We start from the raw sequence: 26,612 nt of genomic DNA, 5'->3' as shown, positions 1-26,612 counted from the left end.
AGTAATAAATGAGTAACTTAAAGGTTTTAATCACAAAACTATCACCTCCTACTCGTACTGCATTAGAAAAATCTGCAAATTTCTGTATTAACCAATTGAATTATGAGATTGAAATTGAACATCTATTCGTTGAATTATTAAATCAAAATACAGTCAATGATTTACATATTTTATTAAAAAAAAATAATATCTCTCCAGATGCGTTAATTACTGATTTAAAAGAAACAATCGCTTCTTTACCTAAGGGAAATACCCGTACTCCGATCTTTGCAAAATCAATTGTTCGATTATTCGAACAGGCATGGTTGCTTGCCTCAGCGGAACAAACGCCTTTAATTCGCAGTAGTCATTTATTGATTGCTTTGTTAACTGCTCCCGATTTACAACAAATTGCATTTAGAGCATCAAGTTTATTTGAGCTTTTCCCAATCGATACCATGAAACATAAGTTTCTCGATATTTGTGGGAAAAGCAGTGAACAACCAGAGGCAGAAAATACAACTGCTTCAGCAGTAGAACCCACCGAGATTCAATCAACGATTACTGCCGCAAAAACACCTGCCCTCGACCAATACACCATTAACCTGACTGAGAAAGCCAAGAATGGTGGTATTGATCCAGTGATTGGTCGCGAGTTTGAAATTCGTCTGATGCTGGATATTTTGATGCGTCGTCGTCAGAACAATCCAATTTTGACGGGCGAGCCTGGCGTGGGTAAAACTGCAGTGGTTGAAGGCCTTGCATTAAAAATTGCTCAAGGCCTAGTCCCTGAAGCACTCAAAAATGTGCAGTTGCACGTATTGGATATGGGCCTGTTACAAGCAGGTGCAAGCGTTAAAGGTGAATTTGAAAACCGTTTAAAACAAGTCATTCAAGAAGTTCAAGCATCGGCTCATCCTATTATCCTGTTTATTGATGAAGCACACACCTTGATTGGCGCGGGTGGTCAAGCTGGACAAAATGATGCCGCTAACTTACTCAAACCCGCATTGGCACGTGGTGAATTAAGAACCATTGCCGCGACTACTTGGGCCGAATATAAACAATACTTTGAAAAAGATGCAGCACTCAGCCGTCGCTTTCAGGTGGTTAAGATTGAAGAACCGACAGAAGAAGTGGCAATTGATATGTTGCGTGCCATGATTCCTGTGATGCAAAGTCATTTCAATTTGCATATTGATGACCAAGCAATTATTACTGCCGTTCAAGCCTCGCATCGTTACATTAGCGGTCGTCAACTTCCAGATAAGGCCGTGAGTGTATTGGATACCGCTTCAGCCCGTGTTGCACTGACTCAAAATGCGCAACCTGTTATTTTAGATCAGCTGAAAGCACAACAGCATAATCTGAAATTAGAACATCAGATCCTCACGCATGAGCATCAACAGTTCCCTGTTCACCACCAACGCCTAGATGATCTTAATCAACAGCTCTCAAGCCTAGAAACAGAAATTCAGGAAACTGAAACTAAATGGCAACAAGAGCTTGGCTTAGTTAAACAGATTCAGCAGTTGAATACGCAAACTGAAACGGATAATAAAGCACAGATTGCCTCGCTAAGAGCAGAGTTGGCACAATTACAGGGTCAAATGCCTTTGGTGTTTGAACGTGTTAATGCGCAAATCGTCAATGAAATTATTTCAGACTGGACTGGTATTCCTGTTGGAAATATGGTCAATGATGAAATCAAACAAATTCTAACGCTTGAAGATAAACTGGGTGAACGCGTCATGGGGCAAGATTATGCACTTGCCCAATTGGTTCAAGGCATTAAAACCTCCAAAGCCAAGTTAGAAGATCCGAATAAGCCTCAAGGCGTATTCATTCTGATTGGTCCAAGTGGTGTGGGTAAAACAGAAACTGCCCTTGCCTTAGCCAATGAACTTTACGGCGGCGAACAACATCTCATTACCATCAATATGTCTGAATATCAGGAAGCACATACCGTTTCTTCATTAAAAGGTGCTCCTCCAGGCTATGTTGGGTATGGTCAAGGTGGTGTTCTGACAGAGGCCGTTCGTCGCAATCCTTATAGTGTCGTGCTGTTAGATGAAATCGAAAAAGCGCATAGCGATGTGCAAGAATTGTTCTATCAAGTGTTTGATAAAGGCATGCTCGAAGATGGTGAAGGTCGTGTGATTGACTTCAAAAACACCACCATCTTATTGACCTCAAATACAGGTTCAAGTGCAATTATGCAGGCGTGTTTAAATCAACCTGTAGAAGATTGGCCACATGCAGAAGATTTAATCGAACATCTAAAACCAAGTTTATATAAACAATTTAAACCTGCATTTATTGGTCGTATGCGTATCGTGCCTTATTTCCCACTGCATGATGAACTTCTGGTTCGTATCATCAAGCATAAGCTTGGGAAAATCGTGGCTCGTATTGAAAAGCAATACGCAACCAAGGTTCAATATTCAGATGATTTAATCGAATTGTTATTAAGCCGTTGTACTGAAGTGGATAGTGGTGCGCGGAATGTAGACAACATTCTCAACTCTACCGTCTTGCCTGCTTTGGCAACTGAAATTTTAGTTGCGTTAGCTGAGCATAAATTACCGAAGCTGATTGTGATTGATACCAAAGATGATGAAATCACCTATCAATTAGATCCGGTAGAAAAAGCAACTAAAAAACGTTCAACTAAAAAAGCCAAAGCTGAAGTTTAAATTTTTAAGATTGAGCCAAATTTGTGATGCATATGGATATTTTATCTTTATTAACGCCGATCAATGAGCAGTCACCTTGCGGTGAAGATTACTCATTCTCAAATGAGTTTCATGCTATTAAAAAAGCAAAAACCCAAGATGATGTACTGCTTGATCAAGGCGATTGGGTCACCGAACCTAAACAGGCTGACTGGGATTTTGTCGCAGCCACATCGATTGATCTACTTCAATCAAAAAGTAAAGATATCCGCTTGCTCACTTGGCTGTCAGAAGCTTGGGCAAATCTTTATGGATTTGAAGGTGTTGCCAAAAGTCTTGAGTTAAGTCATCGCATATTAGAACAATATTGGCTTACGCTACACCCCGAGGTCGAAGATGATGATCTGGACCAACGTATTGGTTTATTACAAGGTCTGATCAATCAACTGCCGCTGCTCATCAAAAAAGTCTCATTGATGAACCAAGCTCCTTTTTATCACTTACTTGACTATGACAACTTCCTCTATCATGAGAACGTTCGCCGTAAACAGAGTGATGATTATGAAGGATCAAACAGCCCAACAGAATTAGAGCAGTTTGAACAGGCTTTAGCGAATACCGATAAATCTTTTCAACGTCAAAATTATCAAAACTTTAATGAAATCTTGCAACAATGGGCGACACTCAAGCAGGTTTTAGATGGCCTACTCGGCTTGGATTCACCAAGTTTTGCCGCGATCGATTCAGGTTTAGACACCATTCATATCACGCTGAAAAAGATTTATAAGACCGATTTGTTTGAGCAAACAACTCAAGCAGTCATTACAGAAGTCGAAACATCGACAACGCCGATGGTACAACCCGTGACGACACAATCTTCTGCACCTCAAAACCAGCTGTCTTTTCAGCCACAAGTTCAATCACATGTTGAAAATCGCGAACAGGCAATGCGTGTACTGCAAGAAATTGCCACTTATTTTCAGAAAAATGAACCACATAGTCCTGTCAGCTATATGCTGCAAAAAACCATTAAATGGAGTCAAATGCCGCTACATGAATGGTTGACTCAGGTCATTAAGGAAGAACATCCTTTACAAATGCTACAGGACACTCTTGGTGTTCAGCCAAAGAATGAATATGAATAATTGTTGGTAAATAAATATGTTTAAAGCAGAAAAGATTCTTTGGGGTGAAGGCTTATTTTTACGTCCTCAGCATTTCCAGATTCAAGATACCTACCATGAACAACGCTTAAATCACACCATTCGAGCGATGATCCCTCATGCTTACGGCGTACAGAAATTAAAATTTGATGAAGTTCAGCTTTCTACCCATATTTTGGCTTTGCAAGAAGTTGAAATTATTTGGCAAGATGGTGAAATTTATCATGCGCCTGCGCAAGACCTGTTACCTGAGCCATTATTGTTAGATGATTTAAATCTACAAGGTGAAATGACAGTTTATTTGGCCCTGCCAATATTGCAGGCCAATAAGAAAAATATTGCCGATGAAACACGTTCAGTGTCTAGCCGTTATCATAATTATTTGACAGAAACGCATGATCTGTTTACCGATGCCAGTCCTGCTGAGCTGAATCTGTTACGTCGTCGTGCCGAATTCAAATTATTAGAACAGCATATTCAACCCAGTCAAAACCTAGATGGCTTTTTATATATCCCAGTCGGTAAAATTAAACGTCAAAGCTCAGGCCATTTTGAACTAGACAATAAATTTATTCCGCCCATCTTACATATTGCAGCTTCGGAATCTTTAATTAATAACTTAAAGCGTACGCTTAACGTGATTAAGGCAAAAATTAAAACCATTCAAAGCAATAATCGTGAAAATGAACAGAAATTAATTGAGTTCCGTTCGGGTGATATCGTTTCCTTCTGGCTGATTAATGCTTTAAATACGGCTTATGCGGGCTTGAACCACCTGCTGCAGTATCCATTGATTCACCCAGAACGTTTATTCTCAGAATTGTTACGTTTAACAGGATCATTACTGACCTTCTCTACGGCGTATGATGTTGATCATTTACCTCACTATAAACATCACCAATTACAAGACAGTTTTCAGCAGCTTGATCTGATTCTAAGAGATTTATTAGATACCATTATTTCAAGTCGCTATTTCAGTATTGCCTTGAAAGAAATTCGACCTTCTTATTGGGTGGGTAGTCTCGAGTCCGATAAGATTACTCGCGATACGCGTCTTTACGTGGCTGTTTCAAGCAGCATGATGCAAACTCACGAACTGATCCAGATCGTTCCATTACGTTTTAAAGTGGGTAGTACCATTGATGTGGAACAACGTGTAATTGCAGCACTTCCAGCTGTTCCGCTTCATCATTTAATGCAAGTGCCGACAGCTATTCCAGTGCGTTCAGGTGTGAGCTATTTTGAGATTGAACCACATCACGAACTTTATCAACGTATGCTTGAGTCAGAATCCATCTGTATCTATGTGCCTGCTGGCTTCCAAGATATTAGTATTGAACTGATTGCTGTAATGAATAGCTAAGAGAACAACAATGACTCAACCTACAGGCATCCCTTCTTTATTTGATGATGGAAAAATCGGTTCAGGTCTCCCTAGCGCTGATCAACCACAGAATAAAGCTCAAGTGACCAATTTGATTGACCTATTACATGATGGGTTTTATCTGGTTTTCTTAATTCGTAATCGTTACATTCCTGCCAATCCGAATGACTTTCGTGAAAAGATTCTGGATTTATTAAATCGTTTTGAGCAACAGGCCAAACGATTGCAATTTTCTGCTGAAGATATTCATGATTCAAAATATGCATTCTGTGCACTGATTGATGAAACCATTGCGACTCAGCAAGATCCTGCTTATTTTAATTTGCAAAATACTTGGTTGATCAGTCCGCTACAATTGAGTTTATTCGGATCTCAACTCGCGGGTTATCGCTTTTTTGAAATACTGGAACAACTACGCAGTCGTGGCAAAGAGCGTTTGGCTTCGCTTGAAGTGTTCCATTACTGTTTATTGCTTGGTTTTCAAGGCAAATATCGACTGGAATCGGTTGAGAGCTTAAACCATCTGGTCGCTCGTGTTGGGGATGAGATAGATTATCTCAAAGGCAAAAAAGCAGCATTTTCTCCATTTGCAGCCATCCCAGACCAGATTAAACATATCATTCACCATGAGTTGCCTTTTTTCTGGATTCTTATCTTCTTGCTCATGTTTGCAGCGCTCACTTTTGCCGGTTTAAAGTTCATGCTGTCAAAACAAAATCAGGCTGCTTTAAACCCTTATCAAAATGTGATTTCTGCACCAGCAGAAGAAGCACATATCACCATTCATTTGCCTTAGTTGATGACGTATGAATCAGGAAAGAACAACTTCTTTACGCATATTACAGACAAATAAGAAAAAAACGTTATCACCTGTAATTTATATAATTATTGGATTTATTTCAGGGGTAATTTTCGCCTCACTGATTTTCTTTGTTTTTGTTCATAGCTCATCAAGCACTGCCGATACAGCGACGCCACAGCAAGAGCAAACAGATGAAGAAACAGAAACCTATACTGTGCTGCCGAATGCAAAAGCAACAACTCAAAACACGGATGAAGTTGCAACTGTTCAACACGAAACAACAGAGCCGGTAGAAGAAAATAACATTGCTCAGCCTGGCAGTAATGATTTAAACAAATTCTTCCAACGAACACCACCAACAGTTGCACCTGCTCCAACTGGACAACATGCTTCCCCTTTTGCCAATGAGCCAAATGCCAAGCCACCACAAAAGGTCGTTCCTGCAAAATTACCAGCAGGGAAAAATGAAGCAGTGCCTGCGGGAACAAATAAAACCACCGTAAAACCTGCCCCTCAACCAAGCAAAGCGGCTCCAGCACAAACACCTGAAGCTGAAGTTGAAGCGCCAGAAGCAACGGTACAAATTAAAGTGACCCAAAAGCCTTTTGCTGTAAATGACCTCAAATAAAAAATGATTTGGTTTATCTTCTTCTGCTTCGTTGCAGTTGCAATTGGATTGACGTTGCTGATGTCTTATGAGCTTCGTCATAAGTCCAAGCAATTATTGCAATCACTGCTCCCTAGCGGCAAAAAGAAAATCGCCAACGCCATGCAGTTCGCTGAGAACATGCATCAGGCAGCTTCGCCAGAAAAATTACAGTCCCATTGGCACTTGCAGCAATGGTGGATTTTAATTGCTGGATTCTTTTTATTTGCCAGTATTATGGTTTTTGCGTTTACACGCCCGATCAATTCCACACGAATTGAAGCTGAATATTTAAAAGAGACCGATCCACAGATTTATAGCTTACTAAATGGTGAAATGCTCAGCCCACCACCAGAAGTTGACGCGACACTGATTCAAGATGCAATTGTAGAAGCAACACGTTTAGAGCAAGCTTATCAGGCTCAACACCCTACCGATCCAAGCATTGATGCTTCTCAAATTGAGATTCCAATAACCCATTCACATGGCAGCTTAGATTCATCTTTGGTCGATCGTAAATGGGACAAAATTAATCCGCGCTATAAACAACGTCTGCTCATGGTGTTCAAAATCATGAAAGAACAACATGGTTATGAACTGGTTCTACTTGAAGGCTATCGCAGCCCAAATCGCCAGAATATGTTGGCAGGTAATCCAAATACAACCCGTGCCAAAGGCTACCAAAGCTATCACCAGTTTGGTTTAGCCGCGGATGTTGCCTTTAAGCGTAATGGCAAAGTGGTCATTACTGAGCGCGATCCTTGGGCAATGCGAGGTTATGAATTGTATGGTCAAGTTGCCGAGTCTGTTGGATTAACTTGGGGTGGTCGCTGGAAATCAATCAAAGACTATGGTCATACCGAATATCGCATGCCTGGCCTAAGAAAAACCAAAGAAATGGCTGAACAATTAACTGCAGAAGGACAACTCACAGCAAGAGCAGATGAATCTTAGATTTCCTGTACATCACTAAAGATATCAAACCGATGCATTCAAATTATAGGCATCGGTTTGATCGCATTGTTAAAGAGCTAAATATAACGATCACTCAAATCTAAAATTAAAAATATGGATTAAATAATTTCCTCTTCAACCACTGAAATCAAAATCGGCTTTTTCGCGCTTAAAATAAATATTTTGAAAATCTCTTTCATGCCCAATACAAGAATAAAAGCAATCATAAATGAACCGATCACATCAAACGGGAAATGAACCCCAATATAAATCCTTGACCAGCCAACAATGAAGCCGAGTAGCAGTGCTGCACTCCCAATCTTTCGATAACCCGACAGGAGATATGAAAATGCAATCGTTGCAACGGTTAGCGTATGTTGACTTGGAAAAGAGGACGACGAGCCATGCCCCGTTAAGATATGTCCAATGCCAAGATCAAAAGGTCTTGGATGATAATAGACGGCATGAATCAATTGGGTGACTAATAAAGAAACCAGCACTGTCATTAAAGTTTTGACAAATTGCCCTCTATATTTTTTATTCTTAAAAAATAGAGAACAGATGAGGAAAACAAATAAAACTGCAATTAAATTATGCGATGCAAATAAAGCAATTTTATCCAAAATAGGATTCTGAGTTGCAGCCGAATTAATCCAATGAAATAGAAGGATTTCTATCGTTTCAATTGACATTGTCAATCGTTCCATGATGACTTTATATAAAAAAATATTATAAAAATATTCTTAAATTAAAATTAAATTTTATAATTATCGATAGATTATAAATCGGTGTTGTACTTTCTTCAAAGCGCTGAATCATAAGAGAGGGTAACAAGAAAACTATCCTGCTATCCCTCCGCTTTGATACGCTTCTCATCAAAGTTTATGAATGTTTCCAAGGCACTGCTGGTGAACCAATCCATGCTGATTTTGCGGGAATATTCTCCCCTTTCATCACCAATGTGAGTGGACCCAATACCGCATGATCACTGACATTGGCACTATATAAAATAATACTGCGCGAATTTACCACCACATCATTGCCAACATTTACCAGACCAATTTTCATGATACGGTCTTCAAATAAATGTGTTTGCGGCCCTGAAAAGCTATTAAACTCAGCACGATCTCCAATCTTCACACAGTCAAATTCTGTGATGTCTGCGGTATCCAGATAGACATCTTTACCAATCCCTACGCCTAAAAGACGCAAGAAGAAAGGTAACATTGGCGTGCCTCTTAAATAGTTTAAGAAGTTCGGAATCGCAACAGATTCATATAAGCTGGTAATCCCTTCGCTGAGCCAGACAAACATGGTCCACATCGGTGCTGAACGCGGTTGATAACGTCCAATCAAAGCCCATTTCAAAATAGTGACAATGATAAAGCAACCGATACCATATAACAGCCCTGCCAAAGTTAAGGCCAATAAGCCCATAGCCACACTATAGTGATTAATCACCTCGATCACTTCCAACACAATCATATAACCCACCCCAATCGCCAAAGCCGTGGGCAATACAATGCGTAGACCTTCAATCACAGCACGCATCAAACGGCGCTTTACACTTGGTTTAAAGGTTAAATGATCTGGATAATGTGCAGCGGCCTCACGTGCAGGAAGCAGTAAAGCAGGTGAACCGAACCATGTCTGTCCAGAATACATTTCTTCATTGCTTGGGGTTTTAGACTGAACACCAATCAACACATTGTCAGGTAGCACGGTACCATCTGCGATATAGGCACTATTTCCGACAAAACTACGGTTGCCAATTTGGGTCGACTTTAAGGTCATCCAACCGCCTTTAATCTCTTCATCACCTAACATCACCGCATCGGCAATAAAACTTTCCTCACCCAGAGTCAGCATTTCAGGTATTACGCCTGTTGCCGTAGAAATCTCCGTATTCTTCCCCACTTTCGCACCTAACATGCGGAACCAAGTGGGTGCATAAATAGTCGCAAACAAGCCATGTAAAGTTTGCAAACTGGTTTCTAAAATCTGAGCCGCAAACCATTTACGATAATACACGCCACCATGTACCGCATAACGTCCAGTCTCTAAACGAGGCTGTACCACCTTGCGTAAAGCTGAGGAAATTAAAGACGTCATTACCATCATCATTGCACTGGCTGGGATGGCCAGAAAGAAATAATACAGTGCCGTTTGAATATGATTATTCGGATCGATATTAAAGACATTGACATCTAACCAATCGACCAAAATAAAACTTGGGAAAATAGGAATAAAGAAGATACAGGCAATGATTAACGCACTGACGGTATAATATCCATACTCTGAAAATTTGCGCAGTAAAGACAATTTTGGACGTGTTGCTAATGCTGCTAACGCATCAACATGACCAATTTTTTTAGCAGGCGTACCATCCCAGATTTCACCTGTTGGTACCGTTGTCCCATATTCAATTGAGGTTAATGCATTAACATGTGCTTGTGGCTCTAACACCGTATTTTCTTCCAATACGGCATAAGAGCCCACATAACTGTCTTGTTTGAGTTGGATTGATCCCAAAACCAAATGCCCGTGTTCCACTTTGGCATTCTCTAGATTGACGTTAGAACCAATACTGACACCCTCTTCAATGCTGAGCAGTGATGGCATACGGATATGTACAGAACTAATCGTGACATCATGTCCAATTTTCGCCCCAAGTGCCTTGAGATATAAATTCAGCAAGGTCGAGCCAGAAAGTAGATAAACAGGTGAAATACTGGTAATCCGATCAGCTAACCACCAACGGAAATAAGTCATCCCCCAGAGCGGATAACGACCTGCCTCAACACCCAACATCAATAACCGTTTCACCGTAATTGAAACTGCGAAACTGGCAATAATAACGCTGATATAGACCAACAATGACAGCACGATTGCATAGGGAATACTGTCTCGTGCCCCACCCGTAAAATAATGATAGGTAAAGAATGGTGCCAACCATTGCAAAATATTTACTGAGATCAATACAGGAATCGTTATGGCCTGTGCGAGACCACATAGCCATTTATAGGTTTGATTACGTGGATTATCTTGCCCAAGCTGGCGATCAAATGCCGAAGGTTCAGGTTGCTCAAACATCAATGCAGCGATCGCCCCAACCTTTCTTGCTTGATATAAACTTTGAATAGTCAGATGACTATATGCAGCATGTTCACGTAAGTTTGAAATCAATACCGCAGCTAAAAGTGAATGGCCACCTAGATCATCAAAAAAATCTGAGTCCAATTTAATTGGGATATTCGGAAATAGACGATTTAAAATCTCGAATAAAACTTCTTCAGCTTGATTCTGTGGTTGATCTGATTCACTCCGATCAACCACGCTGACTAAAGGTCTCGCTTTCAATGCCTTACGGTCAATTTTTCCTGACAATAAACGAGGTACTTCTTCGATAATTTCAAAGCGATTGGGCACCATATACGGTGGCAGGCGCTGACCGAGATGATGGCGAAGTTGTTTGATTTCGATCGCTTGCTTGGCATCAATTTCAGGGGCAATAAAAGCGATCAGTTGATCAATGCCATCCTCTGCTCTCAAAATCACCGCTGCGGTTCCAATCCCTTCAAGATCGCATAAAGCAGCTTCGATTTCGCCTAACTCCACACGGAAGCCACGGATTTTGACTTGGTCGTCAGCACGTCCTAGACAATGTACCTGACCAAATTCATCAATCTTGGCCAAATCGCCTGTACGATACAGGCTGATTTCATCCTCATTATTCGCCCAAGGGTTTTGAATAAATTTATCTGCGGTTAAATCAGCTCGTCCTAAATAACCTTCTGCGACACTTGGCCCAAAAATACAGAGTTCGCCTGTTTCACCTTGTGCCAATAATTCTCTTTCAGCATTGATCACCAACATGCCATAGTTGGGTAATGGCTTACCAATCGTGACGGGCTTGCCACGTTGCAATAACTCTAAGCTTGCGGATACCGTGGTTTCTGTTGGTCCATAGGTATTAAACATCTGGTGATGTGCCAATGCCCAACGCTCAACTAAAGAATCCGGACACATCTCACCACCGAGATTGATGATCCGTAAATTCGGGACGTCCTCAGGAAATAAGGCGAGTAATGTCGGTACGGCATGTAATACCGTAATCTGTTGTTGCTGCAAGGTTTTGCATAAACGTTCTGGATCACTGACCAGTGTTTTTGGCGCAATCCATAAACTTGCTCCAACCAAATACGATAGCCAAATCTCTTCAAAAGACATATCAAATGCCACAGAGAACCCTTGATAGACCTTGTCTTGCGCTTGAATACCTAAAATACTATTTTCACTGCGCAGGAAATGACAAATATTCTTCTGGGTAATCACAATGCCTTTCGGTTTACCCGTAGAGCCAGAAGTATAAATAATATAGGCAGGTTGCTCAGGCGAAGTTTGTGCTAAAACTACAGGCTCATTTAGGAGGCGTTGTAACTCAGTATTGGTCCATTTGCTTTGTGGAACATCATACAAATGTTCATACCATTCATCACTGGTAATCATACCGACCGCTTCGGCATCTTCAAGGCAAACCTCAATACGATCAGCTGGGGTATCCATATCAAACGGCAACCAAGCTGCGCCACTCAGGCAAATCGCCAACTGAGATTTTAATAACTCAATGCCGCGTGGCAACCATAAGCCAACGATATCCCCTGCTTTTACACCCTTCAGGGTCAAGTGTTGCGCCATAACCAAAGCTTGTTGATACAACTCGCCATAGCTCAGCTCTTGCTCAGCTTCAATTAAGGCGATTTTTTCTGGAAATGTTTGTGCCGTTTGAATAAAAATATCGGCAAGGACTTCATGCTGTAAAAATTCTGGGTGGTGCTTACCACGAATAATATTTTTTGCGCTCATCACACATTGGTTCATTTTTATACTCTCTTTAATGTTCTGATCCAGCTAATACGAAATGAGGTATTTGTATTAGCTGGTAAAGTAAAGAGAGCAACTTAAAACAATATTAAAGCTTTATGCTCAGATAAAGAATAAAACTGGAATTGAACAAATGTGATCAATATGACCATATTTCAGCAAGATTAAGAACAAATCACCCCATTTAGGTTAATCGGAGTTTTTGAATCCGATGCCACTATCGACAGTGCAATGGCATCGACCACTCGATTTAACGAACCACTTGCCGCACTGACAATATTCTGTAATTGCTCCGTATTTCCTGAAATCGGCTGGCTAAAACTCATACGACATGCCAGCTGCTGGTTTTGCACAGGATTCTGATCCAAAGCAACGGTGGGATCATTGCGCTTAATGATCCAAGCAACCGATACTTCGACATTTTTCTTTGCGGCATCACTCGCATTGACAATATCAAAATGTGAAAAGTCAGTCGCAACACGATAAGACACTTTACCGCCGACCATGCCACTGCTATATCGATCAACAGCACCAAGCTTTTGCTGTAAACCAGCAGACAGGTTATCTCTTAATTCAGCCCCGAGCGTAGACGTCCAACGCTCATTTTCCATGATTTTGGATTTACCCGCTGCATCCTGTATGACGATCGGTGCTCGATTAATACGGTCAGGTAATCCAACAGGCAATACTTCGATGACCCTCACCTTTGAACTAGCTAAGGGAGAAACTTTAGTTGCCAAGGTATAATAATTCGGCGTGGGTGAACCAGAACAGGCTGTGAGCAACAAAGCAGCCGATAAGATGCTCACACTGCTTATAAGCTGTCGTGCATCGAGTGAAGATTTAGCGATCATTGTTGTTATCATTTATTTGCCTCTGCTTTTTTACCCCGAATCAACGATTCAGGATGTTGTTCAATATAATCCGCCATTAATTGTAATGATGCCGCAGCTCGAGTCATTTGCTGCAATGCTTTACGCACATCCTGCTGCATTGGTGCATCACTCGATAAAATGGATTCACTAGATTGCATAGTTTTACGGACATCATTGAGCGTTGCTTGTAGTCCTGGTGCAACTTTGCCATCCAGCTGTTTCACCAACTTATCTGTCGACTCAATCGTGGTATTCATATTATTCAATGTTTTACGAACATCTTGGCCAATTTCTTCGAGTGGGAACTTGCTGACTTTATCGGCAATTTGTGAAACTTGTGCCTGTAAGCCGCTCAACTCTGTTGCCGTGGTTGGTACTTCAACGCGTCCATCTGGTCTCGTGATTAAAGAAGCTGCTTTGGCTTTTGGAAACTTATCAAAGGCAATGTAATTCTGACCTGTTAATAAATTGCCAGTCCGCATCTGCGCACGCCAGCCCTTCTCGATAAAGTATTTAAAAATTTCGCCATCGGGATCAAGCTCTTTACCATGTGCCAAACGAGAAGGATAAATCACGGCATCCACGCGCATTCTTAAATGCGTATAAGACTGATCAAATTCAACGTTAATTGCTTTAACATTTCCAATTTCGATCCCCATAAAATCAATCGGTGCACCTGCCGTTAAACCACGTAAAGAATGATCAAAGTACATAATAATTGGTCGTGGTTTGCCATCTGGTTCTTTCATGGCCTCTTTTCGAGAGTCCGACAAAGTAAAATAACTGTGGTTCGGTGCAATACTACCAGCCGAATTTTCTGGGTAGCCAAATGCAATACCCCCCGCCACAATACTGGCAAGCGATTGTGTATCTAGATTAAATCCAGATGCATTTAGAGTTACATCTACGCCACTGGCCTGCCAAAAACGTGCATCTGTGGTCACGAATTTATCGTAAGGAGATTGAATAAAGGTTTGTAGTTCTACACTTTTTCCATCAGAGGCTAATTTATATGCGGTAATCTGCCCGACATTAATTCTGCGATAGTAAATGGGCACACCAATATCCAGTGATCCCAAATCCTGTGCTTTTAAGAAAAAGACCTTACCTGGTATATCAGAAGACACGACGGGCGGTATTTCAAGCCCAGTAAAATTCTCCTGCTTCTGCTCAGCCTTCCCCCCATCAACTTCAATATAAGCACCCGATAATAAAGTATCTATCCCAGAAATACCGCCCGTTCCGACTCTGGGTCTTACCACCCAAAAGCGTGAATCTTTTGCTGCAAAATTACTGGCATCTTTGCGTAATTCAATTTTGGCAATGACATGAGAGCGGTCATCCGAAAGATCAATCTGACGAACCAAACCAATATCGACCTGTTTATAACGTACTGTCGTTTTCCCGGCCACCAAGCCTTCCGCTGTTCGGAAAGACACTTCAATGGTTGGGCCTGTATCCAGCACGGCTTTTGCAGCAAGCGAAATTGCGATTAAAAGCGCAATAAATGGAACCAGCCAAATGAGCGCAGGTCGCCAACGACCCTTCTTTTTTTCAGGTTCATCGAAGACTGGTTCATTCTGAGTTAACACGGTGGTGCTTTCTTCAGAATCTTGGCTATTCGGGGTATTTTCTGACATAGTGATCTTTCTTTTATAGGTCAAAAATAAGGTTCATCTTCAATCTTAACTTTTTAATTGATGAATCGCCGTTCCTTTCAAATGATTTGATTGTTGCGCATTTGCTTGATGCGCCTTGAAATAATTGTCCCAAATAATTCTTGGATCAAAACTCAGTGAAGCAAACATGGTCAACACCACCACAGCGCCAAAAGCCACTGCACCTGGTCCAGCCAATATGGTTGCAAGCGACTGAATCTGTATCAGTGCTGTCAATAATGCCACGACGAAGACATCGATCATGGACCAACGGCCAATAAATTCAACAATCCGATACATCAGCGCACAGTGTTCAGGTGAAAAATGCCATCTGGAGGATGATTGCATATACACTGAAATTAATAAGAACATCAGGATCAATAGTTTTAAAATCGGGATAAAAATACTGGCCATGAAAATGACCACAGACACCAAGTAGTCACTATTTTGCCAAAAATAGATCACACCACTGATGATGGTATCTTGCTGACGCCCCAATAGAGAATCTGTTACGGTCATTGGTAGCACATTCGCTGGAATATATAAAATAGCAGCAGCAATCACCAAGGCAAAAGTACGGTTTAAGCTTTGTGGTTTTCGCGAATGCAAAGTACTTTTACATCGAGAACATTGCGCATGATTTTGTTGATCTACGTGACTCGTTACAGAATTAAGCAATCCACAACAATGACATTGGATCAGCCCAACCTGTTTTGCTCTGACATAATTTTTAATCTGTAAATCAACATCGGAAAGATGCTCTACAATTGAACTGATCTCGGTGTCATGCTTTTGCTTCATCCCAAACTCCGATCAACTTCATCCCAGATATCTTTAATCTTTACCGAAGCAATATAGACCAAAAGCACGCTTAATAATGTAAACGCCCACAGTGCAACCCCTGGAATGACGGTAACCATTCCCACAAGTTTGACCAAAGTCACCAGTACACCAATTAGAAAAACCTCAACCATTCCCCATGTCCGAAACAGAAAAAGTGCTCTTAATGCCAAGGTCAAAAATTGCGGTCTGATCTTCAATACACTAATAAAAAAAAGCACATAGCTCAGCAATAACAACTCAACCAAAGGAACAATAAATGTTGTAATCAGAATCAATACCCCAACCAATGCACGATCAATATGAAACATGGTCCAAGCAGCACCAATTAAAGTGGTCTGTGAAGTATTGCCCTGTAGCTCAACAATGACAATGGGGAAACTATTGGCAATCACAAAGACAATCAATGCGGTAACGACCAAGGCGAGCAAAGACGAAAAAGAACGACTTCTACGATACAGCTCTGCGCCACAACAGGTGCAATACGCCCGTTCGCCTGATGCAAGCTCAACCCTGCGATATATTGCATCGCATTCTTCGCAACCCGCCAATTCAGTTAATATGACTTGCTGACCAATCGCTAAGGATGGATTATTTTTATTCGCCATAAAGTCAAACTCATCACCTAGATTCTTTGTTGTTTAAAAAATCGACTCAACCCATTTATACCTTGTATTTCTACAATCACAACCAAGGACTGTATTTCTTACACAATATGTAAACAAATCATCATCTAAAAGCATTATCGATGATAAAAATTCATGGCTTATACATGCGCAATCAGGACTATTTTAGCTCCAGTATAAGTTGAAAAGATCAATCTATCACCCTCGATACGGCGGCCCTATCATCATGCATAAAAAAAACGGATAGGTTGTAGCGCATGTCTACAACCTATCCGTCTATGTTATTAGGTTTGAATAAGAAAGTTATTTAAACGGCTTTGTTTTTATAAAAAATATTGTAGCTCGCATAGCAGGCAATAATAAACAGAACGCAACAGACGAAACCTACTTGCATTGATGGATCAGTCACCATACTGATACAGGTGATCACACAGAATACACCACCTAAAATCGGTGTCAGTGGGAATAGTGGTGCAGCAAATTTCAGGTCTTTGACTGTTTTACCCGATTTGATCCATTGTCTGCGGAAGTTAAATTGGGATACACAAATTGAAATCCATACCACCACCATAGTAAATGCGGCAACACCGAGTAGGTTTTTGAAAATCGTTTCAGGTGCAAAATGTTCCGATAATAATCCTGGAATTGCACCAAACATCGTCACAATAATCGCAATAATCGGTGTGCCTGAACGGGTCAATTTTGAAAATACTTTTGGTAACTGCTTCTTCTCAGACAATGACCACATCATGCGAGAAGCTGCAAATAAACCTGAGTTTGCAGCAGACAAAAGCGCGGTAATAATCACAAAACGAATAATGTCTTCTGCGTATGGAATACCAATATAATTAAATACCGTAACGAATGGACTGTTACTGACACTATTGGCATTTAGACCTGCCATTTCATAAGGCAGTAATGCACAGATCACCACGATGGTACCAACAAAGAAAATCAATAAGCGCCAGATTGCCGCATTGATTGCTTTTGGCACTGTCTTGGCTGGCTCTTCTGCTTCACCTGCCGCGACACCAATCAACTCTGTGCCAGAGAATGCAAAGTTCACGATCAACATGGTCGCGAAAATTGGGAAAATACCGTTTGGAAACCAACCATGTTCAGTCAACTTGCTAAACAATGGCGCCGACTCATGCCCATGATAGGAAATAAGGCCAAAAATAGCCGCTAAACCTAATCCAATAAAGCAGATAATGGTCAAGACTTTGACCAAAGACAACCAGAATTCGGATTCAGCAAAGAGCCGTGTAGAACTGACATTTAAGCTAAAAACTAGACCTGCAAATACTAAAGTCCACGTCCACATGGAAATAGAAGGAAACCATTCCTGCATCAGTAAAGCCGCAGCAGTAAATTCGGTGCCTAACGTTGCCGTCCACGTAAGCCAATACAACCAGGTAATCATATAACCTGTTCCGGGACCAATATAGGTTCTGGCATATTCACCAAAAGAACCTGAAACGGGCATCTGTACCGCGAGTTCACCGAGACACAACATCACCATGTATGCAATCACACCACCCAGTAGGTAAGAGAGAATCGCACCGACTGGACCAGCCTGAGAAATGACATCGCCAGAGCCTAAAAATAGCCCTGTACCAATTGCACCACCCAAAGAAATCATCACCAAATGACGCTTGGTCATGGCTCGTTTCAATGGTTTACCCACTTCAATCTCTGCACTAGAAGTTCCCGATAAACTGGCAACATCCTGCTGTGGCACATATTGCCCACTCAGGGCTTCGCCTGATGGAAATGTCTTTTCGTTATTGTTACTCATACACGGTCACTCCAACTATATTCTTATGACAACCTGTCCTTGCTGTTTCACTTTCATAAAAACGAATATCTAGACGATATTCTTTGACACGTTTTGTTCTATTGAACATCCATATTCAAACTCCATGTATTTCCATCCAATAACGACATCTCACCACTTCATTGGCGGTATCTTAATTCATTTCTTTTAATATCAATCCAGCTCTAAGTCCTGTTTTCACATTCGGATTTGGGAATAAAATCCAGACTTGCTGATCATGCGCGACATAATTTCCAGCTTGCTGAGTCGCGATCACCTCGCCCTGCTGGAAAGTAGAAAAATTCGGTGCATTGGCGCTGAGATTCAGTTGAAAATCTTCACTTTGCTTTAAAATTGAATCCACCACCTTAAACTGGCGAATGTCTGCTTTCTGTCTGATGGGCAAAGCCTGATCTGAAAGTACGGCGCGCAACATCTGGTCAGTAGTGGCAAACTCAGCTAAGTCATTTTCACCAAAAGGCTTAGCCTTACCTAATTCCAAAGTACTGCTGGCTGCCCGAAAACGTTCAGTGGTGAAATGAGTAAAAGTTTTCCCAACCGCATTGTGATACACCAAGGCATCCAAATCGGCAGCATTTAAACTTTGGATCAGAAAGTCATCGTAAGGCGCTGTCTGATAAGGGAATAAAGCAAACACAGGCAGGAGCGATGCACGAATAGCGGTATGTAAATCATAGTGATAACGCTGTGCTTCTGCTGAACTATCTGCAAAAAACTGTGCTGTCACTTGCTCTAAATGTGCTGCCCGTTCAGTTTCTTGGTCTTGAATTAAATCTTGATAGGCACCACAGAACATACGGTTCATATCATTTTCAAGATAACGAACACCATGACGAATGGCTTCGGGATTACCGAACACAAAAAGTACCCGTACTGCCAGATTTAACCTTTCCGCAAATACATCAGTGATAATATTTGCCAACAATTCGATCGGTGCAGTTTCATTGCCATGAATACCTGCAGAAAGCACCATGGTTTTTCTATAACTTGTCTTAGGCATACATTGTAATAGCCCTTCACCAAGCCATTGCCATGTAAATCCAGCAGTTTTCCCTTGCATTTGCACAGGAACTCGTTGTTCTAAAGTCAACGTTAATAGATCAACCATGTACTTTCATCCTTAAAAGCCGTTGTTTACTGTTTATCTTTGGAAGTGATAAACCGAACCTAAAGCCAAAATTTTGGTGAGTTCATCCAACGCGGTACGGCTTTCGATCAATAAACTTGGATCGGCCAAATCGTCCTGCGTTAACTCGTCACGATAATGCTGGTCCACCCACTGATTCAGGGTTTTGAACAGTGCATCGTTCATAAACAAGTTTGGATTCACAGCAGCAAGTTCGGCGTCATTCACCGCGACACGTAAGCGCAGACATGCTGGACCACCGCCATTGCGCATACTTTCACGCAAATCAAATACCTTAATGTCATCAATTGGCGTGCCCATTTGAATCATGTCGCTTAAATAGCTCCATACCGCTTTGTTTTGGCGAGATTCTTCTGGTACTACAATACTCATGCCACCATCAGCACGCGTTAAAATTTGACTATTAAATAAGTAAGTCGATACCGCATCATCCACACTGACTCGACTTTCAGGCACTTCAATCGACACAAATTCCTGCCCAATCCCCGCCATTTTTTGACGGATTTCATGCAATGCATCAGCTTGATTTAAAAAAGCCTGCTGATGATGAAACAATACTTGCTGATTACTCACCGCGATGACATCGTTATGGAATACGCCCTGATCAATCACATCTGGGTTTTGCTGAATGAACACCGTGCGTTTCGCATCTAAACGGTGTAAACGCGCAATCGCTTCACTCGCCTCACGGGTTTGCCGTGCAGGGAATTTCTGTGGTGCGACGGCTCCACCGAGCTGTTGCTGACCATAAACAAAGACCTGTACACCAGCTTGATCATAAGCACCACCGAGTCGGTTATGATTAGCAGCCCCTTCATCACCAAATAAAGCTGCTTCGGGCAATGCTTCGTGGTGCGCGAAATATACATCATTCTTGAACATCGCTTGAAGGATACGTGTGGTCGTATGATGCTCAATTGATCGATGGAACTTATTATTCAGGTTTGCCGCAGTAAAATGCATGCGACCGTCTGTGCTATCTGCCGATGGCGACACCGTACACGAGTTTGCAGTCCACATAGATGACGCTGAACTGAGCGATGACAACAGTGCTGGTGCAGTACGCATGGCTTGGGTAATGACATCAATATCACTGCCGGTAAAACCCAAACGGCGCAACGTTGGCACATGCGGGCGTTCTTGTGGTGCAAAGACACATTGTTTGAGTCCCAAATCCGCAAGGGCCTTCATTTTCTTCAAGCCTTGTTTTGCCGCCAACTTAGGATTGGACGCATTATTGCGGTTCTTGGTTGATGCAACATTACCAAAGGATAAACCTGCATAATGATGGGTCGGTCCCACTAAACCATCAAAATTAATTTCATAACCTGACATTTTTTTCTCCCTGTGTCCCTATACGAGCCGACTTACAGCACAATACCCGGTGATAATTTTGAAGGTAAAGTAACGCTGTCACTTTCCAGTGAAGCCATTGGCCATGCACTATAATCCGCTGCATAGAACGCACTGGCACGGTGGTTACCTGATGCCCCAACACCACCAAATGGCGCTGCACTTGATGCACCTGTTAATGGCTTGTTCCAGTTCACAATGCCTGCACGCGCTTCAATCAATACACGATCAAATAAATCACGATCAGGTGAAACCAAGCCAACCGCCAAACCAAAGCGGGTGTTATTGGCAATGTTTAAAGCTTCATCGAAAGTGGTATAGCGATAAATTGTGGTCAATGGACCAAAGTATTCATCATCAGGAATATCGGTCACCTGAGTAACATCTAAAATACCTGCAGTGAGCAATGAACTGTCCGCTTGTGGACGCGTCATTTCCAACAATGGTTTTGCACCTAGAGCAATGAGCTTGCTTTGTGCTGCCAACATCTGTTCCGCGGCATGTGCAGAGATGACACCGCCCATAAACGGTTGCGGTTCAGCATTCCATGCACCAACCACCAAGTTCTTCGCTACATCAACAAAACGTTGAATGAAAGCATCACCATTGGCACCGTGTTTAACAATAATACGGCGTGCACAGGTACAACGTTGCCCCGCAGAAACGAAAGCAGATTGAATGGCTAAATTCACCACTGCATCAATATCGGTTGCTTCATCAATGATCAAGGCATTATTGCCGCCCATTTCCAAGGCAAGGATTTTTTCAGGTGCACCTGCCATTTGTTTATGCAAGTGATAACCCGTATTGGCACTGCCTGTGAACAATAAACCGTCAATCTGTTCAGCCGCAGCGAGTGCTTCACCTGTGCTGCGTCCACCTTGTACGATATTCAGTACCCCCTTCGGTAGACCTGCCTGTTGCCATAATTTTGCAGTTTCTTCGGCCGTCCAAGGGGTGAGTTCACTTGGCTTAAATACCACGGTATTACCTGCAATAAGTGCAGGAACAATATGACCATTTGGCAAATGACCAGGGAAGTTATACGGACCGAATACAGCGAGAACGCCATGTGGACGATGACGTAACGAAGCCACCCCATCTGGCATTTCAGTTTCGCTAAACCCTGTACGTTGATGATAGGCACGAATTGAAATCGCTACTTTACCAATCATCGATTGTACTTCGGTTAAAGTTTCCCAAAGCGGTTTACTGGTTTCCTGACTAATCACTTCAGCCAATTGGGTTTTATTCTGTTCCAGCAAACCCGCAAAACGCTCAATAATTGCGATACGTTCTTCTAGTGCTAAGCGTGCCCAAGCTGGAAATGCCTGACGTGCTGCATGGCATGCCTGTTCAACATCAGCTTGGCTTGCTTCATGCCCTGCCCAAATTTGTGCATTGCTCACTGGATTTGTTTTACTGAACGCAGTCCCTTGTCCTTTAATCCAAGCACCATCAATTAATAATGCACCTTGTGACATTAGTTCTTCTCCATTTTTTCTAATGCTAAAACGCGTACTTCATCGTGTTCAGCAATATTCAGTGCCTGTGCTTGTGCTGCTGTTAAATGCAAAGTCTCGCTTTCATCGGCTTTGTTATTGATCAGCAACACGGCGTAATCTTTGTATTGGTCATTAGCAACCAAAAAATGTGTCTCTGTACTTTCGACTTGCTCAGTGAGTTTGACTTTAAGCAAGCGGCTCTCTTTCACTGCCCGTAACTCAGCAGTATTAGCTTCCAGTGTTGGCCCCGCATCAAAGATATCGACATACCCCTGATATTTAAGGCCTTCTGACATCAATACCTTTGCCGCTGGTAGCGTATGCGGATGCACTTCTGCAATCACCTCACGTGCCTCAGAAGTCAGCAAGTCGACGTAGACTGGAAATCTCGGCATCAGTTCTGCGATAAAAGCTTTTTGCCCGACACCACTGAGATAATCCGCTGCGGCAAAATCCATATTGAAAAATAGATAACCGAGTGAATCCCAAAATGGTGACCGTCCATTCTGGTCGGAAAAACCACGCATTTCTGCAATCAGTCGTTCTTCAAAAAAAGAACGGAAGGCAGCAATAAACAGAAAACGGACTTTGGATAAAAATTTGCCGTTCTGGTTTTTACGATATTCAGGATCAAGGAATAAGGTGCAGAGTTCGCTACAACCAGTATGGTCATTACTTAAAAACAAAGTGTCTAAAGTCTTATACACATTTAAAGCTTTAGAGGCATGTACCTGTTTGGCCACACGGAAGTTGTAAAAGGGTTCATTCAACCCGACCGCAACTTCAATTGCACTTACACCCACAATTTTGTGAATGCTGGTGTCTTCCAATACAAATAGATAACTTGCCTCGCACTTTTCGGATAAGCCGTCTAAAGTACGAGTGGTACGTGTAATACGTTCAGCCAAGATGTCTTTATTTTGTGGTAAGGAAGTCAGGCCAATGCCAGACTCCCCCGCTCGTTGCGCTAAACGATAAATATCATCTAAGTCCCGATGCGCTGCATGTCGAACAATCATCATGGGCAGATGCTCACGGCAGACTTAGAGGCGTGCTAATGCACGAACAAAACGGCTTAGACCTTCATCAATATCGTGTTGAGGAATGATCAATGAAGGGGTAAAACGAACCACATCTGTACCCGCGACTAAAGCCAATAAGCCTTCTTCACCCGCTAAGGTCACAATATTTTTGGCTTTCCCTGCATGTTCATCTTTCAACACACAGCCAATTAACAAACCTTGACCACGAATTTCTTTGAACAGATCATATTCAGCGTTGATCTTGTTTAAGGCATCAATAAAATATTGATGACGTTGTTTTACACCGTCTAACACTTCTGGTGTATTGATGAATTCAAATACTGCGCCAGCAACCGCACAGGCCAATGGATTACCACCATACGTTGTGCCGTGATCGCCCACTGCATACATGTTGGCATAATGATCTGTAGTGATCATTGCACCAATCGGGAAGCCACCACCCAATGCTTTTGCTGTAGTCAAAATGTCAGGCGTTACCCCTGTATTCATATAGGCATACAATGATCCTGTACGACCCACACCGGTTTGTACTTCATCAAAAATCAGGACTGCACCTTTTTCATCACAGAGTGCGCGTAAGCCTTTCAAGAATTCGATATCTGCTGGCAGAACGCCACCTTCACCTTGAATTGGTTCTACAATTACCGCACAAGTATTTTCAGTGATCGCAGCTTTTGCTGCTTCAAGGTCATTAAATGCAGTATGTTCAATGCCACCTGGCAATGGTGCAAAGTCTTGAGAATATTTTGGCTGGCCACCTGCTGTTACGGTAAACAAAGTACGACCATGGAAGGCATTCTTAAATGCAACAATCTGGTTCTTGTTTGCATTGCCACTGAGCAAACCGACTTTACGTGCCAGTTTTAACGCTGCTTCATTAGCTTCTGCACCTGAGTTACAGAAAAAGACTTTGTCTGCAAAAGTGCTATCTACCAATTGCTTTGCAAGGCGTAATACAGGCTCGTTGGTATAACCATTGCCAATGTGCCACAGCTTTTGTGCTTGTTCAGTTAAGGCTTTTACTGCCACAGGATGTGCATGACCCAAAGCGTTTACCGCGATCCCACCTGCAAAATCAATATATTCTTTATCGTTTTGATCCCAAAGACGAGAACCTTCACCACGTACTAAAATGAAATTTGCTGGGGCAAAAACTGGAACCATCCAATCATTAAAATTGCTACGTGTAATTGCGACTTCGCTCATTTTATTTACTCACTTCCTGTTTTTGATCTTCAGGTCTGTTGAATGCTCAACAGACCCTTTACACTATTTTTGACTAGTTGATTAGCCTGGGAAAATACCGCGCTCTTTACGCGCTTTCAGAATACGTTCACACGCCAAAATATAAGCGGCTGTACGCAAGCTACATTCTTTTTGTGCCGCAGTATTCCAAACATCGGCAATCGCTTGGATCATCAATTTGTCTAGACGCTCGTTGATTTCGTCCTCGGTCCAGAAGTAACTCGCCATATCCTGAACCCATTCAAAATAACTGACAGTTACACCACCTGCGTTACAGATCACGTCAGGGACAACGGTAATATCACGGCTGACAAATACATCATCTGCTTCTGGATACGTTGGGCCATTCGCACCTTCAAGTACGATTTTGGCTTTTAATTTTTGCGCACGTTCAACAGTAATCTGACCTTCCAATGCCGCTGGGATCAGAATATCCATATCAACTGTCCAGAATTCTTCATCCGAGATCACAGTTGAATCAGAAAAGCCCATCACACCGCCAGTTTCCACCACATGCTTTTGCAGTGCTTTGACATCCAACCCTTCTGCATTGAAAATCGTGCCCGTGTGATCTTGTACCGCAACAATTTTTGCGCCTGCATGGCTAAATAAATAAGCCGCTTCATTACCCACGTTACCAAACCCTTGCACAGCAACTTTGCTGCCTTCGACTGGTAATTTGATGCGTTCTGCAACCTGCATACCGGTTACAAATACACCGCGACCTGTCGCACGAACACGGCCGAGTGAACCACCCAAATGAACAGGCTTACCCGTTACTACGCCAGTCACAGTATGACCTTTGATACTTGAATATGTGTCCATCATCCAGCCCATAATGTTGGCATTGGTACCAACATCTGGCGCAGGAATATCAATTTGTGGACCAATAATTGGGCTGATCTCACTGGTAAAACGGCGCGTTAAACGCTCTAATTCACGTGGTGACAACTCTTTTGGATTAACACGAATACCGCCTTTAGCACCACCGAATGGCAAATTCAATACCGCCGTTTTAATGGTCATCCATGCAGACAATGCCATGACTTCATTTAATTCAACATCTTGGTGATAACGAATACCACCTTTACCCGGACCACGTGATAAATTATGTTGTACGCGGTAACCTTCAAAATGACGAATTGAACCATCGTCCATCACGATTGGCACATCAACAATCAGGGTACGTTTTGGTGTTTTCAGTGTATTCACAAAGTTGCTGAGGTCGGCATCCAAATAAGGTGCTACGCGATCGACTTGAGTGAGAAAGGTTTGCCAAGCACTGCCATTTTGAGCCGCATATGATAAAGACATCATCTATTCCTTAATTAATCAATTGTCCCTGTTATTCACAGATTCCCTTTTTTAAGGGCGTCCTACCCCATCCTCCCTGAACTGCATTTCGCTTCTTTAGTGCTGAAGTAAAAATGCTTGGGGCTTTGTATATTCACTATTATTAAGAATCAAATTGATTCACAAAATTCGTTTTAATGATTAAAATGAATTAATTTTTATCAATTTGCGCATAGTAAATACCAAAATGAACAATATCGATCATATTATATTAGGCTTGCTCAAAGACAATGCACGAATGTCCATTACAGATCTGGCAGCAAAAACACGTGTTTCTCGTGCCACAGTGCAGAAACGAATCGAATATATGGAATCTACTGGCGTGATTACGGGATACACCGTGCGTTTTCGCCCCAATGCTGAAAAAAATATTATTCGCGCATGGATGAATATTATGGTGGAAGGTACCCGTGCTCAGGCAGTGATTCGGGAGCTGCGCTTAGAGTCTGCTGTTGAACGTCTGCATACCACCAATGGCAAATGGGATATTCTGGTGGAATTGCAATCTGACAGTTTGGAAAACTTCGATAAAGCCTTGGAACGAATTCGAAATATTTCAGGGATCTATAATAGTGAGACCAGTATTCTGCTCTCTACTTATAAAACCTAAAAAAAGGACTCCGTAGAGTCCTTTTTAATTAAA

General features: G+C 42.0%; 20 protein-coding genes. 7 read left to right on the top strand and 13 right to left on the bottom strand.

The annotated features are described in order from the left end of the window. Positions 1 to 8: 8 nt before the first annotated feature. The 6 genes from tssH to F887_RS12410 are packed head-to-tail and all read left to right on the top strand — an operon-like array spanning position 9 to position 7,603. Positions 9 to 2,675 carry a type VI secretion system ATPase TssH gene (gene tssH / locus F887_RS12385; protein WP_005292635.1) on the top strand — a complete coding sequence of 889 codons (2,667 nt, stop codon included), beginning with the start codon at positions 9 to 11 and terminating at the stop codon, positions 2,673 to 2,675. Between the two features lie 26 nt (positions 2,676 to 2,701). Then, entirely contained in the window at positions 2,702 to 3,799 is a 1,098-nt protein-coding gene (gene tssA, locus F887_RS12390; RefSeq protein WP_005292633.1) for a type VI secretion system protein TssA, read from the top strand. A 16-nt stretch (positions 3,800 to 3,815) separates the two neighbouring features. Next, a complete protein-coding gene (gene tssK / locus F887_RS12395) occupies positions 3,816 to 5,180 on the top strand; it encodes a type VI secretion system baseplate subunit TssK (RefSeq protein WP_005292630.1) in 1,365 nt (454 codons plus the stop codon). Positions 5,181 to 5,190: 10 nt separating this feature from the next. Beyond that, on the top strand, positions 5,191 to 5,997 hold the full coding sequence (gene icmH / locus F887_RS12400) for a type IVB secretion system protein IcmH/DotU (RefSeq protein WP_005292629.1): 807 nt from the start codon (positions 5,191 to 5,193) through the stop codon (positions 5,995 to 5,997). A gap of 10 nt (positions 5,998 to 6,007) precedes the next feature. Beyond that, positions 6,008 to 6,631 (top strand): hypothetical protein, encoded by a 624-nt coding sequence (locus tag F887_RS12405; protein WP_005292627.1) that lies wholly within the window; start codon positions 6,008 to 6,010, stop codon positions 6,629 to 6,631. Positions 6,632 to 6,634: 3 nt separating this feature from the next. After that, positions 6,635 to 7,603: a M15 family metallopeptidase gene (locus F887_RS12410; RefSeq protein ID WP_171067387.1), complete on the top strand. Its 969-nt coding sequence runs from the start codon at positions 6,635 to 6,637 to the stop codon at positions 7,601 to 7,603. A 119-nt stretch (positions 7,604 to 7,722) separates the two neighbouring features. Here F887_RS12410 and F887_RS12415 read toward each other — a convergent pair whose 3' ends face one another. The 13 genes from F887_RS12415 to F887_RS12475 form a co-directional block, all read right to left on the bottom strand. Then, positions 7,723 to 8,295 carry an undecaprenyl-diphosphatase gene (locus tag F887_RS12415; RefSeq protein ID WP_005292623.1) on the bottom strand — a complete coding sequence of 191 codons (573 nt, stop codon included), beginning with the start codon at positions 8,293 to 8,295 and terminating at the stop codon, positions 7,723 to 7,725. 190 nt (positions 8,296 to 8,485) lie between these two features. Continuing rightward, the gene (gene posA, locus F887_RS12420) at positions 8,486 to 12,484 is read right to left on the bottom strand and encodes a delta-poly-L-ornithine synthetase PosA (RefSeq protein ID WP_005292621.1); all 3,999 of its coding nucleotides are present in this window, start codon (positions 12,482 to 12,484) and stop codon (positions 8,486 to 8,488) included. Between the two features lie 167 nt (positions 12,485 to 12,651). After that, positions 12,652 to 13,353: a PqiC family protein gene (locus F887_RS12425; RefSeq protein ID WP_005292619.1), complete on the bottom strand. Its 702-nt coding sequence runs from the start codon at positions 13,351 to 13,353 to the stop codon at positions 12,652 to 12,654. Then, complete coding sequence (locus tag F887_RS12430; RefSeq protein ID WP_005292617.1) at positions 13,350 to 15,002, bottom strand: PqiB family protein; 1,653 nt, start codon at positions 15,000 to 15,002, stop codon at positions 13,350 to 13,352. The genes F887_RS12425 and F887_RS12430 overlap by 4 nt, the downstream gene beginning before the upstream one ends. Before the next feature lie 45 nt (positions 15,003 to 15,047). Then, positions 15,048 to 15,821 carry a paraquat-inducible protein A gene (locus tag F887_RS12435; RefSeq protein ID WP_005292615.1) on the bottom strand — a complete coding sequence of 258 codons (774 nt, stop codon included), beginning with the start codon at positions 15,819 to 15,821 and terminating at the stop codon, positions 15,048 to 15,050. Continuing rightward, entirely contained in the window at positions 15,818 to 16,468 is a 651-nt protein-coding gene (locus F887_RS12440) for a paraquat-inducible protein A (protein ID WP_005292614.1), read from the bottom strand. The genes F887_RS12435 and F887_RS12440 overlap by 4 nt, the downstream gene beginning before the upstream one ends. A 325-nt stretch (positions 16,469 to 16,793) precedes the next feature. Further along, positions 16,794 to 18,284: an amino acid permease gene (locus tag F887_RS12445; protein ID WP_005292612.1), complete on the bottom strand. Its 1,491-nt coding sequence runs from the start codon at positions 18,282 to 18,284 to the stop codon at positions 16,794 to 16,796. A gap of 172 nt (positions 18,285 to 18,456) precedes the next feature. Next, positions 18,457 to 19,431: a succinylglutamate desuccinylase gene (gene astE, locus F887_RS12450; protein ID WP_005292607.1), complete on the bottom strand. Its 975-nt coding sequence runs from the start codon at positions 19,429 to 19,431 to the stop codon at positions 18,457 to 18,459. 33 nt (positions 19,432 to 19,464) lie between these two features. Beyond that, positions 19,465 to 20,805 (bottom strand): N-succinylarginine dihydrolase, encoded by a 1,341-nt coding sequence (astB, locus tag F887_RS12455; protein WP_005292605.1) that lies wholly within the window; start codon positions 20,803 to 20,805, stop codon positions 19,465 to 19,467. 32 nt (positions 20,806 to 20,837) lie between these two features. Next, complete coding sequence (gene astD / locus F887_RS12460; protein WP_005292603.1) at positions 20,838 to 22,307, bottom strand: succinylglutamate-semialdehyde dehydrogenase; 1,470 nt, start codon at positions 22,305 to 22,307, stop codon at positions 20,838 to 20,840. Then, positions 22,307 to 23,350: an arginine N-succinyltransferase gene (gene astA, locus F887_RS12465; RefSeq protein WP_005292601.1), complete on the bottom strand. Its 1,044-nt coding sequence runs from the start codon at positions 23,348 to 23,350 to the stop codon at positions 22,307 to 22,309. The genes astD and astA overlap by 1 nt, the downstream gene beginning before the upstream one ends. Before the next feature lie 21 nt (positions 23,351 to 23,371). After that, complete coding sequence (locus F887_RS12470) at positions 23,372 to 24,577, bottom strand: aspartate aminotransferase family protein (protein WP_005292600.1); 1,206 nt, start codon at positions 24,575 to 24,577, stop codon at positions 23,372 to 23,374. Positions 24,578 to 24,658: 81 nt separating this feature from the next. After that, complete coding sequence (locus F887_RS12475) at positions 24,659 to 25,933, bottom strand: Glu/Leu/Phe/Val family dehydrogenase (protein ID WP_171067386.1); 1,275 nt, start codon at positions 25,931 to 25,933, stop codon at positions 24,659 to 24,661. A 223-nt stretch (positions 25,934 to 26,156) separates the two neighbouring features. Between F887_RS12475 and F887_RS12480 the strand changes: the two genes are divergently transcribed. Then, positions 26,157 to 26,579 carry an Lrp/AsnC family transcriptional regulator gene (locus F887_RS12480; RefSeq protein ID WP_005292597.1) on the top strand — a complete coding sequence of 141 codons (423 nt, stop codon included), beginning with the start codon at positions 26,157 to 26,159 and terminating at the stop codon, positions 26,577 to 26,579. Positions 26,580 to 26,612 lie beyond the last annotated feature (33 nt).

This window comes from Acinetobacter sp. NIPH 2100 (assembly GCF_000369805.1).
Lineage (GTDB): Bacteria > Pseudomonadota > Gammaproteobacteria > Pseudomonadales > Moraxellaceae > Acinetobacter.
This window is presented reverse-complemented; position numbering and strand designations above follow the sequence as displayed.

Bases quoted from the DNA above. Each gene is read 5' to 3' on its own strand.
- tssH (WP_005292635.1), top strand. From the start codon at position 9: ATGAGTAACTTAAAGGTTTTAATCACAAAACTATCACCTCCTACTCGT.
- tssA (WP_005292633.1), top strand. From the start codon at position 2,702: ATGCATATGGATATTTTATCTTTATTAACGCCGATCAATGAGCAGTCA.
- tssK (WP_005292630.1), top strand. From the start codon at position 3,816: ATGTTTAAAGCAGAAAAGATTCTTTGGGGTGAAGGCTTATTTTTACGT.
- icmH (WP_005292629.1), top strand. From the start codon at position 5,191: ATGACTCAACCTACAGGCATCCCTTCTTTATTTGATGATGGAAAAATC.
- F887_RS12405 (WP_005292627.1), top strand. From the start codon at position 6,008: ATGAATCAGGAAAGAACAACTTCTTTACGCATATTACAGACAAATAAG.
- F887_RS12410 (WP_171067387.1), top strand. From the start codon at position 6,635: ATGATTTGGTTTATCTTCTTCTGCTTCGTTGCAGTTGCAATTGGATTG.
- F887_RS12415 (WP_005292623.1), bottom strand. From the start codon at position 8,295: ATGTCAATTGAAACGATAGAAATCCTTCTATTTCATTGGATTAATTCG.
- posA (WP_005292621.1), bottom strand. From the start codon at position 12,484: ATGAACCAATGTGTGATGAGCGCAAAAAATATTATTCGTGGTAAGCAC.
- F887_RS12425 (WP_005292619.1), bottom strand. From the start codon at position 13,353: ATGATAACAACAATGATCGCTAAATCTTCACTCGATGCACGACAGCTT.
- F887_RS12430 (WP_005292617.1), bottom strand. From the start codon at position 15,002: ATGTCAGAAAATACCCCGAATAGCCAAGATTCTGAAGAAAGCACCACC.
- F887_RS12435 (WP_005292615.1), bottom strand. From the start codon at position 15,821: ATGAAGCAAAAGCATGACACCGAGATCAGTTCAATTGTAGAGCATCTT.
- F887_RS12440 (WP_005292614.1), bottom strand. From the start codon at position 16,468: ATGGCGAATAAAAATAATCCATCCTTAGCGATTGGTCAGCAAGTCATA.
- F887_RS12445 (WP_005292612.1), bottom strand. From the start codon at position 18,284: ATGAGTAACAATAACGAAAAGACATTTCCATCAGGCGAAGCCCTGAGT.
- astE (WP_005292607.1), bottom strand. From the start codon at position 19,431: ATGGTTGATCTATTAACGTTGACTTTAGAACAACGAGTTCCTGTGCAA.
- astB (WP_005292605.1), bottom strand. From the start codon at position 20,805: ATGTCAGGTTATGAAATTAATTTTGATGGTTTAGTGGGACCGACCCAT.
- astD (WP_005292603.1), bottom strand. From the start codon at position 22,307: ATGTCACAAGGTGCATTATTAATTGATGGTGCTTGGATTAAAGGACAA.
- astA (WP_005292601.1), bottom strand. From the start codon at position 23,350: ATGATGATTGTTCGACATGCAGCGCATCGGGACTTAGATGATATTTAT.
- F887_RS12470 (WP_005292600.1), bottom strand. From the start codon at position 24,577: ATGAGCGAAGTCGCAATTACACGTAGCAATTTTAATGATTGGATGGTT.
- F887_RS12475 (WP_171067386.1), bottom strand. From the start codon at position 25,933: ATGATGTCTTTATCATATGCGGCTCAAAATGGCAGTGCTTGGCAAACC.
- F887_RS12480 (WP_005292597.1), top strand. From the start codon at position 26,157: ATGAACAATATCGATCATATTATATTAGGCTTGCTCAAAGACAATGCA.